General features: G+C 59.8%; 12 protein-coding genes. 2 read left to right on the top strand and 10 right to left on the bottom strand.

What is annotated here, in order from left to right; all coding sequences use genetic code 11:
* Nucleotides 1-5: 5 nt before the first annotated feature.
* The gene (gene dapF, locus AC6ROY_RS05015) at nt 6-854 is read right to left on the bottom strand and encodes a diaminopimelate epimerase (RefSeq protein WP_500098959.1); all 849 of its coding nucleotides are present in this window, start codon (nt 852-854) and stop codon (nt 6-8) included.
* 207 nt (nt 855-1061) lie between these two features.
* Nucleotides 1062-3851 carry a calcium-translocating P-type ATPase, SERCA-type gene (locus tag AC6ROY_RS05010; protein ID WP_500098957.1) on the bottom strand — a complete coding sequence of 930 codons (2790 nt, stop codon included), beginning with the start codon at nt 3849-3851 and terminating at the stop codon, nt 1062-1064.
* Nucleotides 3852-4010: 159 nt separating this feature from the next.
* Here AC6ROY_RS05010 and AC6ROY_RS05005 point away from each other — a divergent pair, with 159 nt between their 5' ends.
* Nucleotides 4011-5840 carry an Rqc2 family fibronectin-binding protein gene (locus AC6ROY_RS05005; protein ID WP_500098955.1) on the top strand — a complete coding sequence of 610 codons (1830 nt, stop codon included), beginning with the start codon at nt 4011-4013 and terminating at the stop codon, nt 5838-5840.
* Between the two features lie 161 nt (nt 5841-6001).
* Here AC6ROY_RS05005 and galU read toward each other — a convergent pair whose 3' ends face one another.
* From galU to AC6ROY_RS04980, 5 genes are all read right to left on the bottom strand, one after another.
* The gene (galU, locus tag AC6ROY_RS05000) at nt 6002-6868 is read right to left on the bottom strand and encodes a UTP--glucose-1-phosphate uridylyltransferase GalU (RefSeq protein WP_500098954.1); all 867 of its coding nucleotides are present in this window, start codon (nt 6866-6868) and stop codon (nt 6002-6004) included.
* Nucleotides 6865-7713: a PHP domain-containing protein gene (locus AC6ROY_RS04995; RefSeq protein WP_500098952.1), complete on the bottom strand. Its 849-nt coding sequence runs from the start codon at nt 7711-7713 to the stop codon at nt 6865-6867. Before AC6ROY_RS04995 ends, galU begins: the two co-directional genes overlap by 4 nt.
* A gap of 39 nt (nt 7714-7752) precedes the next feature.
* Nucleotides 7753-8664 (bottom strand): selenium metabolism-associated LysR family transcriptional regulator, encoded by a 912-nt coding sequence (locus AC6ROY_RS04990; RefSeq protein ID WP_500098951.1) that lies wholly within the window; start codon nt 8662-8664, stop codon nt 7753-7755.
* A gap of 160 nt (nt 8665-8824) precedes the next feature.
* Complete coding sequence (locus AC6ROY_RS04985) at nt 8825-9268, bottom strand: hypothetical protein (protein WP_500098950.1); 444 nt, start codon at nt 9266-9268, stop codon at nt 8825-8827.
* Nucleotides 9269-9476: 208 nt separating this feature from the next.
* Nucleotides 9477-9743, bottom strand: coding sequence for a YlbG family protein (locus tag AC6ROY_RS04980; protein ID WP_500098949.1), 267 nt, complete (start codon nt 9741-9743; stop codon nt 9477-9479).
* Between the two features lie 49 nt (nt 9744-9792).
* Between AC6ROY_RS04980 and AC6ROY_RS04975 the strand changes: the two genes are divergently transcribed.
* Nucleotides 9793-10815 (top strand): asparaginase, encoded by a 1023-nt coding sequence (locus tag AC6ROY_RS04975; RefSeq protein WP_500098948.1) that lies wholly within the window; start codon nt 9793-9795, stop codon nt 10813-10815.
* An 81-nt stretch (nt 10816-10896) separates the two neighbouring features.
* Here AC6ROY_RS04975 and AC6ROY_RS04970 read toward each other — a convergent pair whose 3' ends face one another.
* From AC6ROY_RS04970 to AC6ROY_RS04960, 3 genes are all read right to left on the bottom strand, one after another.
* Nucleotides 10897-11340: a YlbF/YmcA family competence regulator gene (locus tag AC6ROY_RS04970; protein WP_500098947.1), complete on the bottom strand. Its 444-nt coding sequence runs from the start codon at nt 11338-11340 to the stop codon at nt 10897-10899.
* Nucleotides 11341-11418: 78 nt separating this feature from the next.
* Nucleotides 11419-13614 carry a helicase-associated domain-containing protein gene (locus tag AC6ROY_RS04965; protein WP_500098946.1) on the bottom strand — a complete coding sequence of 732 codons (2196 nt, stop codon included), beginning with the start codon at nt 13612-13614 and terminating at the stop codon, nt 11419-11421.
* The gene (locus tag AC6ROY_RS04960; protein ID WP_500098945.1) at nt 13611-15434 is read right to left on the bottom strand and encodes a DNA repair helicase XPB; all 1824 of its coding nucleotides are present in this window, start codon (nt 15432-15434) and stop codon (nt 13611-13613) included. The genes AC6ROY_RS04965 and AC6ROY_RS04960 overlap by 4 nt, the downstream gene beginning before the upstream one ends.
* Nucleotides 15435-15446: the final 12 nt, after the last annotated feature.

Raw genomic sequence — 15446 nt, 5'->3', positions numbered from 1 at the left:
GCCAGCTACACCGGCTGCGGCAAAACGCCTGTAAACACCGTCTGCGCAGGTCCTGTCATATACACGCGGTTTGTCGCCTCATCCCACTCGATCCGCAGCTCTCCGCCCGCCAGGGACACGATGCCTTGACGGTCCATACGGCCGGTCAGCACCCCCGCCACCAGCGTCGCGCAGGCTCCGGTTCCGCAAGCAAGCGTAGGTCCGGCGCCGCGCTCCCAAACGCGCATGTCGGCATAGTCACGGCTGCGCACCGTTGCAAATTCGACATTTGTGCGGCGCGGAAACAACGGATGCGTCTCCAGCGGCGGTCCCCAGGTCGCAAGCTCCCAGGACAACGCGTCCTCCACAAAGATGACGCAATGCGGATTGCCCATGGACACCGCAGTAAAGCTGAACACCCGCCCGTCCGTCTCAATCGGCTGCTCGACAATCGTCGCGGCATCCAGCGTCGTCGGCACGGACAAGCCGTTCAGCACAGGCTCGCCCATATCGACGCGAACGCTGATCACTCGGCCTTGCTCCAGCTCCAGCTGTACCGGCTGAACACCGGCGCCGATCGTTTCGATCGTCAGCTTGCTGTCCGCAGCGGCAACGAGTCCGTTTTCATACAAATAAGCGGCCGCACAGCGAATCGCATTGCCGCATTGCTCAGCCTCCGAACCGTCAGCGTTAATAATTCGCATCCTATAATCAGCTTGGCTGGAGGGCAGCAGAAAAACCATCCCGTCAGCGCCAATCCCGAAATGTCGGTCGCACAGGCGAATCGCCTGCTCCGACGCATCGGACGGCAAGCTGTCAAAGCCAGCCAGCACAATGAAGTCATTGCCCAAACCTTGCATTTTCGTAAAATTCATTGCGAAAACTCCTATTTTTGCGGTTTATCCCCTACTATAGCGCAAAAGCTCAGGAATGCATAGCGATTCCGCAAAATTTTATACCATCTCTGCGGAAAATGCAAACAGCCGGAATCAGCGCCGGACGGCGTCGATTCCGGTTGTCGGGCTGCCGGATTTCATTCAGATGTACGGTCGAGTTCGAGCTTCCTCCAGGCCTGCTGCCTGTCAGCGGATCACAGGCTTCATCGGTTTCATCGGCTTGGGACCGCCTGGACGAGGCGTCTGCTTCCGGCCCGATGTGGACAGAATGCTGCCAAGCCCCATCAGAAACGTCGGAATGCCTGCAAACACAAGCACAAGTCCCCAGTCGGCCAGTCCCAGCGGCACCGTCTTGAACACGGGCTGGAGCGCATCCACGTACAGCACCGGGAACATCAGCAGCAGCGACGAGGCGACGGCCATGACCAGCCATCGATTTTGCAGCGGGTTGCGGTGGAAAATCGAACGCGAGCTGCGGCAGTCAAACACGTGGATTAACTGCGCCATGACAAGGGTGACGAAGGCAACCGTCTGGGCCTTCATCAGCCCCATCGCGTCATCCCCTGCGGACGTCAGCGCGATGTAGAAGGCAGCCAGCGTGCAGACGCCGATCAATAGGCCGCGGCTGACAATTTTCCAGCCGAGCCGGCGGGCAAAAATATTTTCCTGGGCGGAGCGCGGCTTCTGGGTCATCAGTTCCTTCTCCGCCTGATCGACGCCAAGCGCCATTGCTGGCAAGCCATCGGTCACGAGGTTGACCCATAAAATCTGGATCGGCACAAGCGGCAGCGGCAGACCGGCCATCATCGCCAGGAACATCGTCATAATTTCCCCGACATTGGAGGCGAGCAAATAGCGGATAAACTTGCGGATATTTTCATAGATGCCCCGCCCCTCCTCAATCGCCGCTACAATGGTCGCAAAGTTATCATCGGACAAAATAAGCGCCGACGCCTCCTTGGACACGTCTGTGCCGCTGATCCCCATCGCAATTCCGATATCCGCCGCCTTGATCGCCGGGGCGTCGTTTACCCCGTCGCCGGTCATCGCGACCGTATGCCCTTTGCGCTGCAGCGACTTGACGATCCGCAGCTTGTGCTCCGGCGATACCCGCGCATACACGTACACCCCGTCGACCTGGCGGTCCAGCTCCTCGTCGCTCATCGCCGCAAGCTGCTGGCCGTTCAGCGCCTTGCCCTCCTGCGGCAGTATGCCGAGCTGACGGGCGATGGATTCGGCGGTGGTCTGGTGGTCGCCGGTAATCATCACGGTTTTGATTCCGGCGCGGCGGCACTTCGCAATCGCATCGCGCACCTCGCGGCGCGGCGGATCAATCATGCCGGTCAACCCGACAAACACAAGCTGGCACTCGATGCCTGCCTCGTCGAGCTGCCGCTCCGATGTCTTCAGCTCGCGGTAAGCAAGTCCAAGCACCCGCAGCGCCTGATGCGCCATCCCTTCGGCGGCAGCGCTGACCTTTTGCTTCAGCGTGGCCGTGAACGGAATAACCCGGTTATCCCATAACACATAAGCGCACTGCTGGATCAGCAGGTCCGGCGCTCCCTTCGTGCAGACCATCCGTCCGCCTTGATGCTCCACGACGACCGACATCCGCTTGCGATCGGAGTCAAACGGCAGCTCCAGCGTCCGGCGGTACAGGCCCTCCAGCGAGCTTTGCGTCAGGCCCGCCTTGGCTCCTAGCACAATCAGCGCGCCCTCCGTCGGATCCCCCTTGATCGTCCAGACAGCCGGACCCTCCGGCTCCTTGCGCTTGGTCTCCGGCCTCGTTTCATGCAAGGTGGCGTTATTGCACAGCACGGATACTTGCAGCAGTCGGCGCAGCATCTGATTGTTGCGCAAATCCACCGGCTTGCCGTGCTGGATAATCGCCCCTTGGGGCTCGTAGCCGTCCCCGGTCACCTCCAGCTGCTCGCCCCCGACCCACAGATGGGTCACGGCCATCTTATTTTGCGTCAGCGTCCCCGTTTTATCGGAGCAAATGACAGACGCGCAGCCGAGCGTCTCGACCGAGGGCAGCTTGCGGACAATCGCCTTGCGCTGAATCATCCGCTGCACGCCCAGCGCAAGCGCGATCGTGACAATAGCCGGCAAGCCTTCCGGAATCGCGGCCACCGCCAGACTGACCCCGGCCAGAAACATGCCGTACGGCTCCTGCCCGTGCAAAATGCCCGCAGCCACGACGAGCACCGTCAGCGCCAGCGCGACGATGATCAAAATTTTGCCAAGCTGCTCCAGCCTCCGCTGCAGCGGCGTTTCGATCGCATCCGTATGCTGGATGAGATCGGCGATTTTGCCCATCTCCGTCTGCATGCCGGTGCGCACCACGACCCCTTTGCCGGAGCCGCGGGTAATCATCGTACCCATGAAGCCGAGGTTGCGCTGATCGCCGAGCGGAATGTCATCCTGATCGAGCGCCGCAGTGTGCTTGGATACAGGCACCGACTCGCCGGTCAAGGCAGACTCCTCGGCATACAGCCCGGATGCTTCGACGAAACGGATATCGGCCGGGACGCGGTCGCCGCTTTCCAGCATAATCAGATCACCCGGCACGAGCAGCCGCGCCGGAATGGCCTCCAGCTTGCCCTCGCGCAGCACATTGGCGTTCGGAGCCGACAGCTCCTTGAGCGCGCGCAGCGAGCGTTCGGCGCGAAACTCCTGCAGGAAGCCCAAAATCCCGTTCATAATAATAATGGCGATGATCGTGATCGCATCCAGATATTCGCCCAGCAAGCCGGAGACGAGGGTCGCCCCTACGAGCACCAGCACCATGAAGTCTTTGAACTGGTTCAGAAACAGCGTGACCGGCGAGATGCTCTGGCCTTCGGCCAGCTCATTGCGCCCGTGCGCGGACAGCCGCTTGTCCGCCTCCTCCCGGCTCAAGCCTTGCGAGGGCTCAGTTCCCGACGATTGCAGGATCTCTTCCGATGTCCATTGATACCATGGCTTCTGACTCATCTGCTCTTTCCCTCCCATAAGGTTGTCTAGGGTAAATGTATGCAGACAAGCCGAAACTTAGCACGGTTTCCGGCCGGCTTGAACAAAGCGCTTAAAGTTTTCGCAAAAGTATGGCATGATAGGGAATGATGTTTAAACAGATTGGAGTTGACTCACCTTATGTCCTTCGACGGCCTCGTCACCCACGGCCTCGTGCAGGAGCTGCAAGGCTGGCTCCCCGGCCGTATCAATAAAATTCAAATGCCCTCGGGCAACGACATCGTGCTGCAAATCCGCGCCGCCGGCCGGAATCTGCGTCTGCTCCTGTCGGCCAGCCCTACATACCCCCGCGCCCATCTGACGGAAGGAAGCTTCGTTAACCCGCTGGACGCCCCGATGTTCTGCATGCTGCTTCGCAAGCATTGCGAGGGCGGCATCATCGAATCGATCGAGCAGCCGGGCATGGAGCGGGTCATCCGGCTGAATATCAGACAGCGCGACGAGCTTGGCGATCTGAGTCTGAAAACGATCGTCATCGAAATTATGGGCCGCCACAGCAACCTGATCTTGCTCGATCCGGCCTCCAATACGATCATCGACGGCATCCATCATGTAACGCCGTCGATCAGCAGCTATCGGGTTGTCATGCCCGGCGTCCCGTATGTGAATCCGCCGGAGCAGCACAAGACGAATCCGCTTGATGTCACGGATGAGCTCGTATTCGCGGAGCTGCTGCGCGAAACCGTTAACGCGATGGCGGAAACGGAAGCCGCCCAGACTGAGCTGGCGGCCAGCCCGCTCCCTACGGCCAAGCAATGGGAGCAGGCGCTCGTGCAGCGCTTCAGCGGCGTCAGCCCCTTGGTGGCGCGCGAGCTGGTGTACCGCGCGCTCGGCGGCGGCGCAGCCGATACGGCCGCCGAACCCAAAGGTACGGGGGCGGTAATCCACCGGCTATGGCCTGTATTCCAGGAGCTGACCGGAAAGCTGCGCGCCAATAGCCCGGACCCGGTTATTACGACAGCCCCGTCCTCCGGCAAAAGCTACTTTTCCATCACCGAGCTGACCCATCTTCAAGGCGACAGCCGCCGGTTCGACTCGATCAGCAGCTGCCTGGAGGCGTACTACAGCGACAAGGCCGAACGCGATACGGTAAAACAGCGGGTTAGCGACCTGATCCGGCTGCTGACGAACGAACGCAGCAAAAATGTCAAGAAGCTGGAAAAGCTGGCCGATACGCTTGAGGAAGCGCAGCTGGCTGACCGCTTCCGCATGCTCGGCGAGCTGCTGACCGCGTCCTTGCATCAAATCCGCAAGGGCGAAAGCCGGATCGAAGTGATCAATTATTATGATGAAGAGCAGCGGCTGCTCGAAATCGAGCTTGATCCGCTGCTGTCGCCGTCCGACAATGCCCAGCGGTATTTCCGGAAATATAACAAAGCCAAAAACAGCCTCGCCGTCGTTCATGAACAGATGCGCCAGGCGGAAGCCGAAATCGTCTATGTGGACGGCTTGCTGCAGCAGCTCGCCATGGCGGGGATGCAGGATATCGAGGAAATTCGCGAGGAGCTGGTCGGACAAGGATACCTGCGCGACCGGGGCAAAAAGCTCAAGCGCAAAAAAGCCAATGCAAAGCCAATGCTCGCCTGCTACACCTCCAGTGAAGGCATCCCGATTTATGTCGGCAAAAACAACACGCAAAACGAATACGTCACCAACCGGCTCGCCCACTCCGGCGACACCTGGCTCCATACCAAGGATATTCCGGGTTCACACGTCGTCATCCGCAGCGCGCAATTCGGCGATGCGACGCTGCTGGAGGCCGCACAGCTTGCCGCCTACTACAGCCAGGCGAAGGAATCAAGCCAGGTGCCGGTTGATTACACACTCATCCGGCATGTTCGCAAGCCGAGCGGCGCAAAGCCAGGCTTTGTCATCTACGATCACCAGAAAACGTTGTTTGTTACGCCGGAGGCCGAGCAGCTGAAGCAGCTGCCGATGGTTGTCAAGTAGGGCGGTAGGACGGCCAGCAAGCACAGCCGCTACGGCAAATAACCTTCAGCCTCCACCGCAATCCGGTCGAAGCCGAAGGTTATTTGTATGCAGGCGAGCCCGCGTTGCCATGTCAGCCAAGCATCGTGACTGCCAAGGCTGCGCGGCACGCAGCAGCGCTACTACAGCCCAAGCCTGCGGCGCAAATAAGCCTCCAGCGGACCTTTCAGCTCTTCACGCTCCAGCGCCATTTCGATGGTCGCTTCAATATACCCCAGCTTGTCCCCCACATCGTAGCGGCGGCCGGTAATCGGATGCATGACCATCCGCTGTCTGGCATTCAGCACCCGCAGAGCATCGGTCAGCTGAATTTCGCCTCCGCGCCCCGGCTCGCTATGCTCCAAAATATCGAAGATGTCCGGCGTCAGCACGTACCGACCGATGATGGCCTGGTTGGACGGCGCGGCTTCGCGGTCCGGCTTCTCCACCAAATCGTCGATCCAGGCGAACGCAGACGGCTCCTTGACCGGGGATAAAATCCCGTACTTGCTGACATCCTCCCACGGTACCTCCTGCGTGCCGATGACCGAAGTAGCGGTCTGGTTAAACAGGTCAATCATTTGCCCCAGGCAAGGCGGCTCAGACTGAATGATGTCGTCGCCCAGCAGCACGGCAAACGGCTCATCTCCGATGAATTTGCGTGCGCACAGCACCGCATGGCCGAGTCCAAGCGGCTGCTTCTGACGAATATAGTGGACGTCCGTCAAATTGGAGATCGTCTGCACCAGCTCCAGCAGCTCGTGATTGCCCTTCTCCTCCAGTGCCGCCTCCAGCTCGACCGATTTGTCGAAATGATCCTCGATCGCCCGTTTATTGCGTCCGGTCACGATAATAATATCCTCGATGCCGGATGAAATCGCTTCCTCCACAATATATTGAATCGCCGGCTTATCGACAATAGGCAGCATTTCCTTCGGCTGCGCTTTCGTGGCCGGCAGAAAGCGTGTTCCGAGCCCGGCGGCGGGAATAATCGCTTTACGTACGCTCATGTTCGTTCTCCTTTTCGTTCAGCAAGTTGATGAATCATGTCAATGGCAATGCGCCGTGCGCCAATCGGGGCGTGAAAGACGACACCTTCGCGCTCTCCGTGGTAATCGGAGCCCGCAGTCGGCAGCAGGTCGTACCGACGAGCCAGCTCGGCATAAGCCGCCTCCTGCTCCGGCGTATGGTCCGCATGATAAACCTCCAGCCCGGCAAGCCCTTGCGCCGCTAAAGCCGGGATCAGCTCGTCGCAGCCGTATAACCCTGGATGCGCCAGCACCGGAGCTCCGCCCGCCTCGCGAATCCAGCGGAGCGCCTCAGCCGGCGCAATTCGCGGCGGGTTGGCGTAGGCAGCTGCGCCCCGGCCCAAATACCGCTCGAACGCCTCCGCCATCGAACCGACATATCCTTTGCGCACAAGCGCATCGGCAATATGCGGCCGCCCGATGGAATCGCCGTCGCGCTTGAGCGTACGGACTGAAGCAAGCACCTCGTCCATCGTCAGCGTCAGGCCAAGCTCATTCAAGCGCTCAAGGATCATCGCGTTGCGCCGGTCACGGGTGCTGCGCAGCTGCTCCAGCCGCTCCAGCAGCACCGCGTCCTGCCAGTTGATCCAGTAGCCAAGCACATGAATGTCCACCCCGGCGTGAACCGTGCTGATTTCGATGCCGGGCACAACGGTCACGCCGTACGTGACGCCAGCCGCCAGCGCCTCCTCCAGTCCGCCGACCGTGTCATGATCCGTAATCGCAACTGCGGCCAAGCCGGCTGCGGCAGCCAGCCTTACATTAGTCGTTGGCGTCCCGGTGCCGTCCGAGGCCAACGTATGGGTATGCAGATCAGCATACAACAATAAACTCTCCTCCTGACGCGCCTTTACCGGCGATATCGTTTACAGCCATTGGCTCAAGTCTCGCTCCCGCAAAAAGGTCAAGAAGGTAACCGCCGAAATCGGCAGCAGCGTCGAGCCCAAATAAATCGCATGGAAGCTGCGGGAAAAGCTGACGCCTTCGACCTCCTTCACCTCCAGCACGCCAAGCGCGGCCTCATGCTTCAACGATGATTGCGACAGCACGGATACGCCGAGTCCGGCTTCCACCGCCGATTTGACCGCGCCTGTGCTGCCCAGCTCCATCACAATTTTCAGCGAGGACACATCGCAGCCTGCACGCGCCAGCTCCTCCTCCATCACCGTCCGCGTGCCTGAGCCCTGCTCCCGCAGCACAAACGGAACCTCGCGCAGCGCGTCCACCGGCACCTTGTCGAAGCGGCCGAGCGGATGCCCCTTGGGCAAAATCAGCTTCAGCTCGTCGCTGAGCACCGCTTCCGTATGCAAATCAGGATGGTTGACCTCCGCTTCAACGAGTCCGAACGTCAGCTGGTGATTCAGCACCTCTTCCAAAATTTGCTTGGTGTTCATCACCTTCATACTGACGGAAATATGCGGATATTCCTGGCCGAACGGGCCAAGCAGCCGCGGCAAAATATATTCGCCGACTGTCAAACTCGCGCCAAGCTGCAGCCGCCCCTCCAGCATGTGAGTGAACTTGGACATGCCGATGTCCGTTTCCTTGATCAGGTCGATGCTGCGCCGTGCAAACGGCAGCAGCGCATGGCCAGCCTCCGTCAGCTCCACCCGCTTCGTCGAGCGGATGAACAGCTTGGTGCCAAAGTAATCCTCCAGCGATTGAATCTGCATCGTTACAGCGGGCTGTGTCATATGCAAGGCGCTTGCTGCGTGCGAGAAGCTTCCTTTCTCCGCAACCGTGTAAAAAATATGTAGCTGATGAAAATTAAGCGCCATAATAACCTCCGCGAAAGCTTATTCCTTCAAATTATATATGATGTTGACTGAAAAAGACAAAGACGACCTGTCTGACGAAAGCTTCAGACCGGACGCCTTTGCAGAATTCAGCACAATTTGAGGATACCATCAGCGGTTCAGCTGCGGCTTGGCGTGCTTGCTACCGCCGCTTCCGGCTGCTTTTAATCAAGGTCATTCGCCGCGAGTGGCGCAGCCAGGAATAATAGGAACGGAGGTCGCGCAGCTCCATCGTTTCGGACATCCGGCCCAGGAAGGTGACTACAATCATTTTGCAAACAGGCAGACCCTGCTGCTGGCCGCGTATACCGTCCGCTTCTGAAAACTCGGCTACCATAACCAGATCGTCATCAATCAGAAATACGTCTTGTTCATTTTTATAATAGGTGCGAATCGAACGCGACTTCAGCTTGTCCCATAAAAACTCGGTAATATCAGGAAAGCCCGTTTTCTCGGATTCGACACGATCTGCCCAGCGGCTGCGAGCATGGTGAGTAATGATAATATCCGTAATTACCCTGCCCCCAAGCACCAAAGGTTCAGTACCGTGACGTTTAACCGCTTCCCTGGATCTGACATCAGCCACAACCAAACCCCTCCTCCTACGAAAATAGTCCACGAAGCCTATGTACTTCCCATGTATGTGTATGATTTTATTGTAGCCGATTAGCCATTAGAATCAACTTAAAAAAACTTTATAATTGACCAACGCCAATAGACCTCGCTGGAAGCTGCGAGGCCGGATTGGCGTCATGGGCCGCTGGTTGCGCCGCCGATAAGTTGCATTCGGGGGGCTACAGCGTGTAGAATCTTGTTTTGTCCGGCATATTACTATTATATTCAGTCGGGATTTCGTGACGGTGGGATCGCTCCACCCGTTTGACAAACGGCAGCCGCTGCAGCTGCTTGACCGTTTCATCCAGACGGCTGGCATAGATGTACATCGCGGCATAATGAAGCTTTTTGGAGATAAAGTGTACGTTGCCGTACTTCTCCAGATGTTTCGCTGCCGCCTTCGCATCGGAAATCCACACGATAATACCGGCTCGCTCGGTGAACATGGCAACACCTTCTTTCTGTAGCGATAAGTGAAAGGACTGATTGTATTCTATGTCAAATCCGTCTTCCGAATCTCTTGTGGCCGTCACGCGGGGCCCCTTGACGGAAAGCATCCATCGCGGCCACATCGTAGCTGTCGACAGCGCCGGCCGGGTCATCGCCCATACAGGCGATGCAAATTTTTATACGTATGCGCGCTCCACAGCCAAGCTGCTTCAAGCCATTCCGCTGCTGGAGCTCGGCGGCGCCGAGCGGTTCGCGCTGACCGAAGCGGAAATCACACTGCTGTGCGCTTCGCATAACGGCGAGCCTGAACATACAGCAACAGCCGCCGCGATTTTGGCGAAGGCCGGACTCGATGTAAGCGCTCTAGCTTGCGGAACTCAAGAGCCGTTGTTCAAGCCGCAGGCTGACTGGCTCAAGTCGCAGCAGCTGCCCGCCACCTCGGTTCACAACAACTGCTCCGGCAAGCATGCAGGCATGCTTGCTCTGGCCCGACTGATGGATGTATCTACTCAACAGTATACTCGCCCCGAACATCCTGTCCAGCAAAAAATGCTGCAGACGATCAGCGACATGTGCGGCATATCGGTTGCCGACATCCGCCTCGGCGTGGATGGCTGCGGCGTACCGGTGTTTGCCATGCCGCTGTCTGCGCTGGCCTTTGGCTACGCCCGGCTTGGCCAGCCGGCCGGACTGTCCCCGGCGCGGGCGGACGCCTGCCGCCGCATCGTACGCGCCATTGGCCGCGAGCCCTTTTTCGTAGCCGGTACGGACCGCTTCGACACAAGGCTGGCCCAGGCCACAGGCGGACGGATCATCGGCAAGATGGGAGCCGAAGGCGTTTTTGCGCTGACCGTGCCCGATGCGGGCATCGGCCTGGCGCTCAAGCTGGAGGACGGCGCCGAGCGCGCCTTGTATCCGGCAGCCGCAGAAGCGCTGCGGCAGCTGGGTCTGCTGACCGAACAAGAAGCGCGGCAGCTGGAGCCGTTTCACCGCCCGGACGTCGTCAACCGCCGCGGCGAAACGGTCGGCCGGCTGGAGCCGGTGTTCCGTTTAACGACACTTGCCTGAAATCTTCGAAAAAAGAGGCTCCCGGGAGCCTCTTTTACATGTAAAACAATGGCTGACAACCGCCCGCTCGCTGCGCCAGCCTTAGCCGCACTTGCCGCTGCAGCTGCCGCCGGAGCAGCCGCCTGTGCTCGCAAGCGGATCATTGGACGGCACCTTGATCGTCTCCGACACGGCCCGAGCGATCGTCTCCGACACGGCATACAGCAGCTGATCCAGCTTCTGTTCCGCTTCCTTGAAGCGGCGCACCGGCTCCAGCTCATCCAGCTTCGCTTCGATGACACGGACCTGATCGAGCGCTTCATGGTAGTTCGGGTGATAGTGGCCGAACCGTTCGCATTCCTCGAACCGTTCTTTGCTTTTCAAAAACTGCTTCACCAGCTGCTGCGCTTCAGCATTCGTGTCCTTCAGCTGCTTCCAATATAAGTAATCCGCTGTCTCTGCGGAGGTTTTAATGAGATCGGCCAAATCGTAAGCGCCCATGAGCATAGCCGACATATCCAGCGTGCGCGATTCCATCACTGCCATCCCAACAGCACCTGCCCCTCGGTTTGGAATATAAACTTGCTCTATCAGTATACCATACCCGTCAAGCGCCGTGTCCGGTTAATATTTATCATTCACTCCCGGTAAAATCAGCTTCATTTCGTCCCATTCCTCCGCAAACAAACGGATTTCGGGCAAAAGCTCCCGCCCTTCCGCAGCGCCGTTCGCCATCCCTTTGCCCCCGCCCTTCATCGGTAACCGATGGCTATCCGGCAGCGCCTCCGTTCCCGAAACTGACCAGCTGCCTCGCAGCTCTTGCAGCCTGCGGGGCACAATCCGATAGTCTGCGCCCTCCCTCCGGACTTGAAGCAGCGAGCGCAGCTCAATCGCCTTCTCGACGATTTCCCGGCGCGTTGACGGATGGTAGCTGCGGTAATCGCGCAGCCACGAGGCCGGAATATCGCGCAAATCCGGATACAGCGCTAGCGGCTCCGGCAATACGGCATCGAGCTGAAAGTAACGTGCCGCGTGACGTGCGTATACAAGTCCCGCCTCCCCGCCGGAACGTTCCGGTGAAGAAGGCTGTGCTCGCAGCGGTCTGGACTCGGCTTGAAGCTCAGCCGGACCTGCCAGCGAAAACGACGGATAGCGGCGCGCGGCAGCCGTCTCTCCGGGGGCCAGCTGAACGCCCGCGATAAACCCCGCCTTCTCCAGCGCGGCGGCAAGCGGCTTCACAGCGGCAACCTGCACGAGATAGTCGCGGCCGCCCAGCCGCTCGCCGAGCAGCCGGGCGATTGTCGGCAGCCGAGCCAACGCGTCTGCCGTCTCCTCGTCCGCGCAGCGCAGCAGCGTCACGCTGGCGATCGTCGTCAATCCGAACGGCTTGGCCCATTGCTCAAGCGTCAGCCGGACCGGCTCCGGCAACCCGTATGCGGCGTGTTGGTCCAGAAATGCAACAACGTTCTCCACAGACCGCCCGTTGTCCAGCGCCTGCCGCAAGCCCGCCTTCGTCAGCTTGCCAACCGTCATCACGTCGCGAACCGGCTCCTCGATCAGGCAGCCCAGCTCCCACTGCAGCTGCAGCGGCACATCCGGAGGAATCAGCAGCTCGAAATCGGGTTGGATGATCAACAGCCCGTTTTCCGTCTGCTCCGCAGTTGTCAGCTCGGCAGCCGCCTTGGAGGCAACGCCCCCGGATAGAGCAGGCCGCTGCCTCCAGCGGTAGCTGTAGTCAACAAACGCTGGCGCGGACAGCCCTGCGCCCCCAGCCAGACGGCCGCCCGTCGACGGCTGATCCGGCTCATCCAGCCGCTCCAGCCAGCCTAGCCCGGCCAGCGGCTCCAGCCATTGCGTCTGCAGCAGCCGCGCGTGCTGCTCCAACGCCTGCGGGTCTCCCGCAGCGGACAGCAGCCCTGCGCCCTTCAGCCGCCATACAAGCTCCGAAGCCTGCAGCGGCGCTGCCGCAGGCCAAACCTCCGTCAGCAGCGCGCCATGCTGCAGCCATGCCTCGACCGGCCACGCAACCTCCTTCCACCAGCGGTAGACGTGCAGATTTTGCTCCGGGCGCGGCAGCTGCAAAAAGCGCCCCAGCACCTCGTGGCTCAGCGTGAATTGCTCTTCCTCGCGCTCCAGCAGCCCCAGCCGCAGCGCCAGATCCAGCACAAGCGCCAGCTTGAGCGGGTAAGCATCGGCCCCGGCATAGGTCAGGCTCAAGCCGCTGAACCGATCGTTCGGCCAGCCGACGCGCCCTGCTAGCTGCTGTACGGTCCGTTTAGGCAATGTGCCTGCCTTGGTCAGCTTGAGCGGCTGCTTGGCCGCATAGACAAGCGTATCAAACAGTGGCAACACAGGATCAAGCCCGAGCTGCGCCGCAGCGAAGAAAGCGTCCGCGTCCTCCTGCTCCGGCTTCGGGGAAGTCGCCAGCCCGCCGCACACGATCTGCTGCCAATTGGCCAGGCCATCCGCAGGCAGCATGTACAGCAGCTCCCCCCATGCTTTGCGGAAAGCAAACACAAGTCCTTTTCGCCGCAGACCGACAAGTCCTGCCTGAATTTCCGCTCCGGACAAGCGGCTGTCCGCCGCACGCTCCAGCCGCTTGTCATCAAACGGCGTACTGCCGATGCGGCATACAATCGCCTCCAGCACAGCCCGCTCGGTCGCGGATAAACGACGATATACCGCGTCCAGCACATCCCTGTCCTGCCACAGCTGCTCAAGCGTTCGCCCTTCCTTCAGCCAGGACGCATAGAGCGGCTCGCCTTCCAGTCGGGAGCGCAGCTCCTGCGGCAGACGGGCCGCCAGCTGTACATAGTTCATGGGCGGCCCGCCTCCTTCCGTTCCCGGTCTGGACGAAGCGCAGCAGCAGAAACGTCGGCAGTAGGAGCGTCAGCAGCAAGAGCGTCAAAAGCCCGCGCGCTGCTGTCCGCCCCGCCTCCGGCCTGCAAGGCAGCTTCCGACGAGTCGGACGGGTCCACAATCCGGTACGTATACCCCTGCTCGATCAGAAACAGCTGACGATTCAGCGCGAACTCCTGCTCCTTCGTATCCGAGCAGACCAGCGAATAAAAGTACGCCCGGTTGCCGCCGGATTTCGGACGCAAAATGCGGCCCAGTCGCTGCGCCTCCTCCTGCCGGGAGCCGAAGCTTCCTGACAGCTGAATGGCGACCGTCGCGTCAGGCAAATCAACAGCGAAATTGGCGACCTTCGATACAATCAAGACGTGCAGCTCCCCACTGCGAAACGCCTGGTACAGCGACTCGCGCTGCTGCTGTCCCATCGCGCCGCTGATCATCGGCGCGCCCGTTCGTGCCGCCAGCTCCTTGAGCTGGTCCAAATAATGGCCGATCAGCAAAACTTGCTCGCCCTCATGCTTGCGTAGCAGCGCCTCCGCTGCTGAAAGCTTTGCCGGATTATCGCTGGCAATCCGGGTTCGCTCCCGTTCCGAGGCATTCCGGTACTGATCCATCTGCTCGGCCGAAAGCGAAATTCGCAGCTCCACACACTCTACGGAAGCGATCCAGCCTTGCGCTTCGAGCGTCTTCCAGGGCATCTCATACCGTTTGGGGCCAACCAAGGAAAACACATCCTGCTCGCGCCCGTCCTCACGGACAAGCGTGGCGGTCAGCCCGAGACGGCGCGTTGCCTGAATGTCAGCCGTCATCCTGAACACCGGAGCGGGCAGCAGATGCACCTCATCGTAGACGATCAGCCCCCAATCGCGCTTTTGAAACAAATCCATATGAAGAAACGGGCCGTCCTTCGATTTGCGGTACGTTAACATCTGATACGTTGCAATGGTCACCGGACGCACATCCTTGACAGAGCCGGTATATTCGCCGACCATCGCCTCGTCCAGCTCCGTCTTGCTTATAATTTCCCGTTTCCACTGCTGAACCGACGTACTGTTTGTGGTCAAAATCAAGGTTGCGCAGGAAAGCTTGCCCATCGCCGCGATGCCGATCACCGTTTTACCTGCGCCGCATGGCAGCACGAGCACGCCGCTGCCGCCGTGCAGCGTCCCCTCCCGGTAAAACGAATCAACTGCCTGACGCTGGTACTCGCGCAGCTCAAAGCCCTTGTTCCCCGGGCCAAGCCCGGAGCGCAGCCGGATCGGCAGCTGCTCGCCTTGACTGTAGCCGGCCAAATCCTCGACAGGAAAGCCAAGCTTGATCAGCTCCTGCTTGAGCAAGCCGCGATATTGCGGCGAAAACCGCAGCGTTCGGGCATCCGTCTGCACAAGTCCATACGAGCGGAGCGACTTGAAGGACACCATCTCCTTGATCAACGCCAAATCGTCGGAAATAAGCAGCAGATCATCCCCGGTGCGCTCCAGCCGGACAAGTCCATATCTTGCAATGAAATGAACGATATCCTGCTTTACGGAGACAGGGACGCCAAACTTGGCGTGCCGCTCCAGAAAGCCGACCACCTCCTCGGCTGTCAAGCCTGACGCCGCCGCATTCCATAACGAAAGAGCGGACATCCGGTACGTATGCAGCCGGTCCGGCGACTTAACCAGCTCGGCGAATTTGGCCACCATCGCACGTACCTCCTCAAAGCCGGGATGGCGTGTCTCGACCAGCAGGCAAAAATCATGCTGCACAATAAGCGGTCTGTCCTGACGAGCTCCAGCCATCATTGATCCCTC

This window comes from Paenibacillus sp. sg306046, from assembly GCF_059821225.1.
The sequence above is the reverse complement of the archived record's forward strand: the minus strand, read 5'-3'. Positions and strand labels throughout refer to the sequence as shown.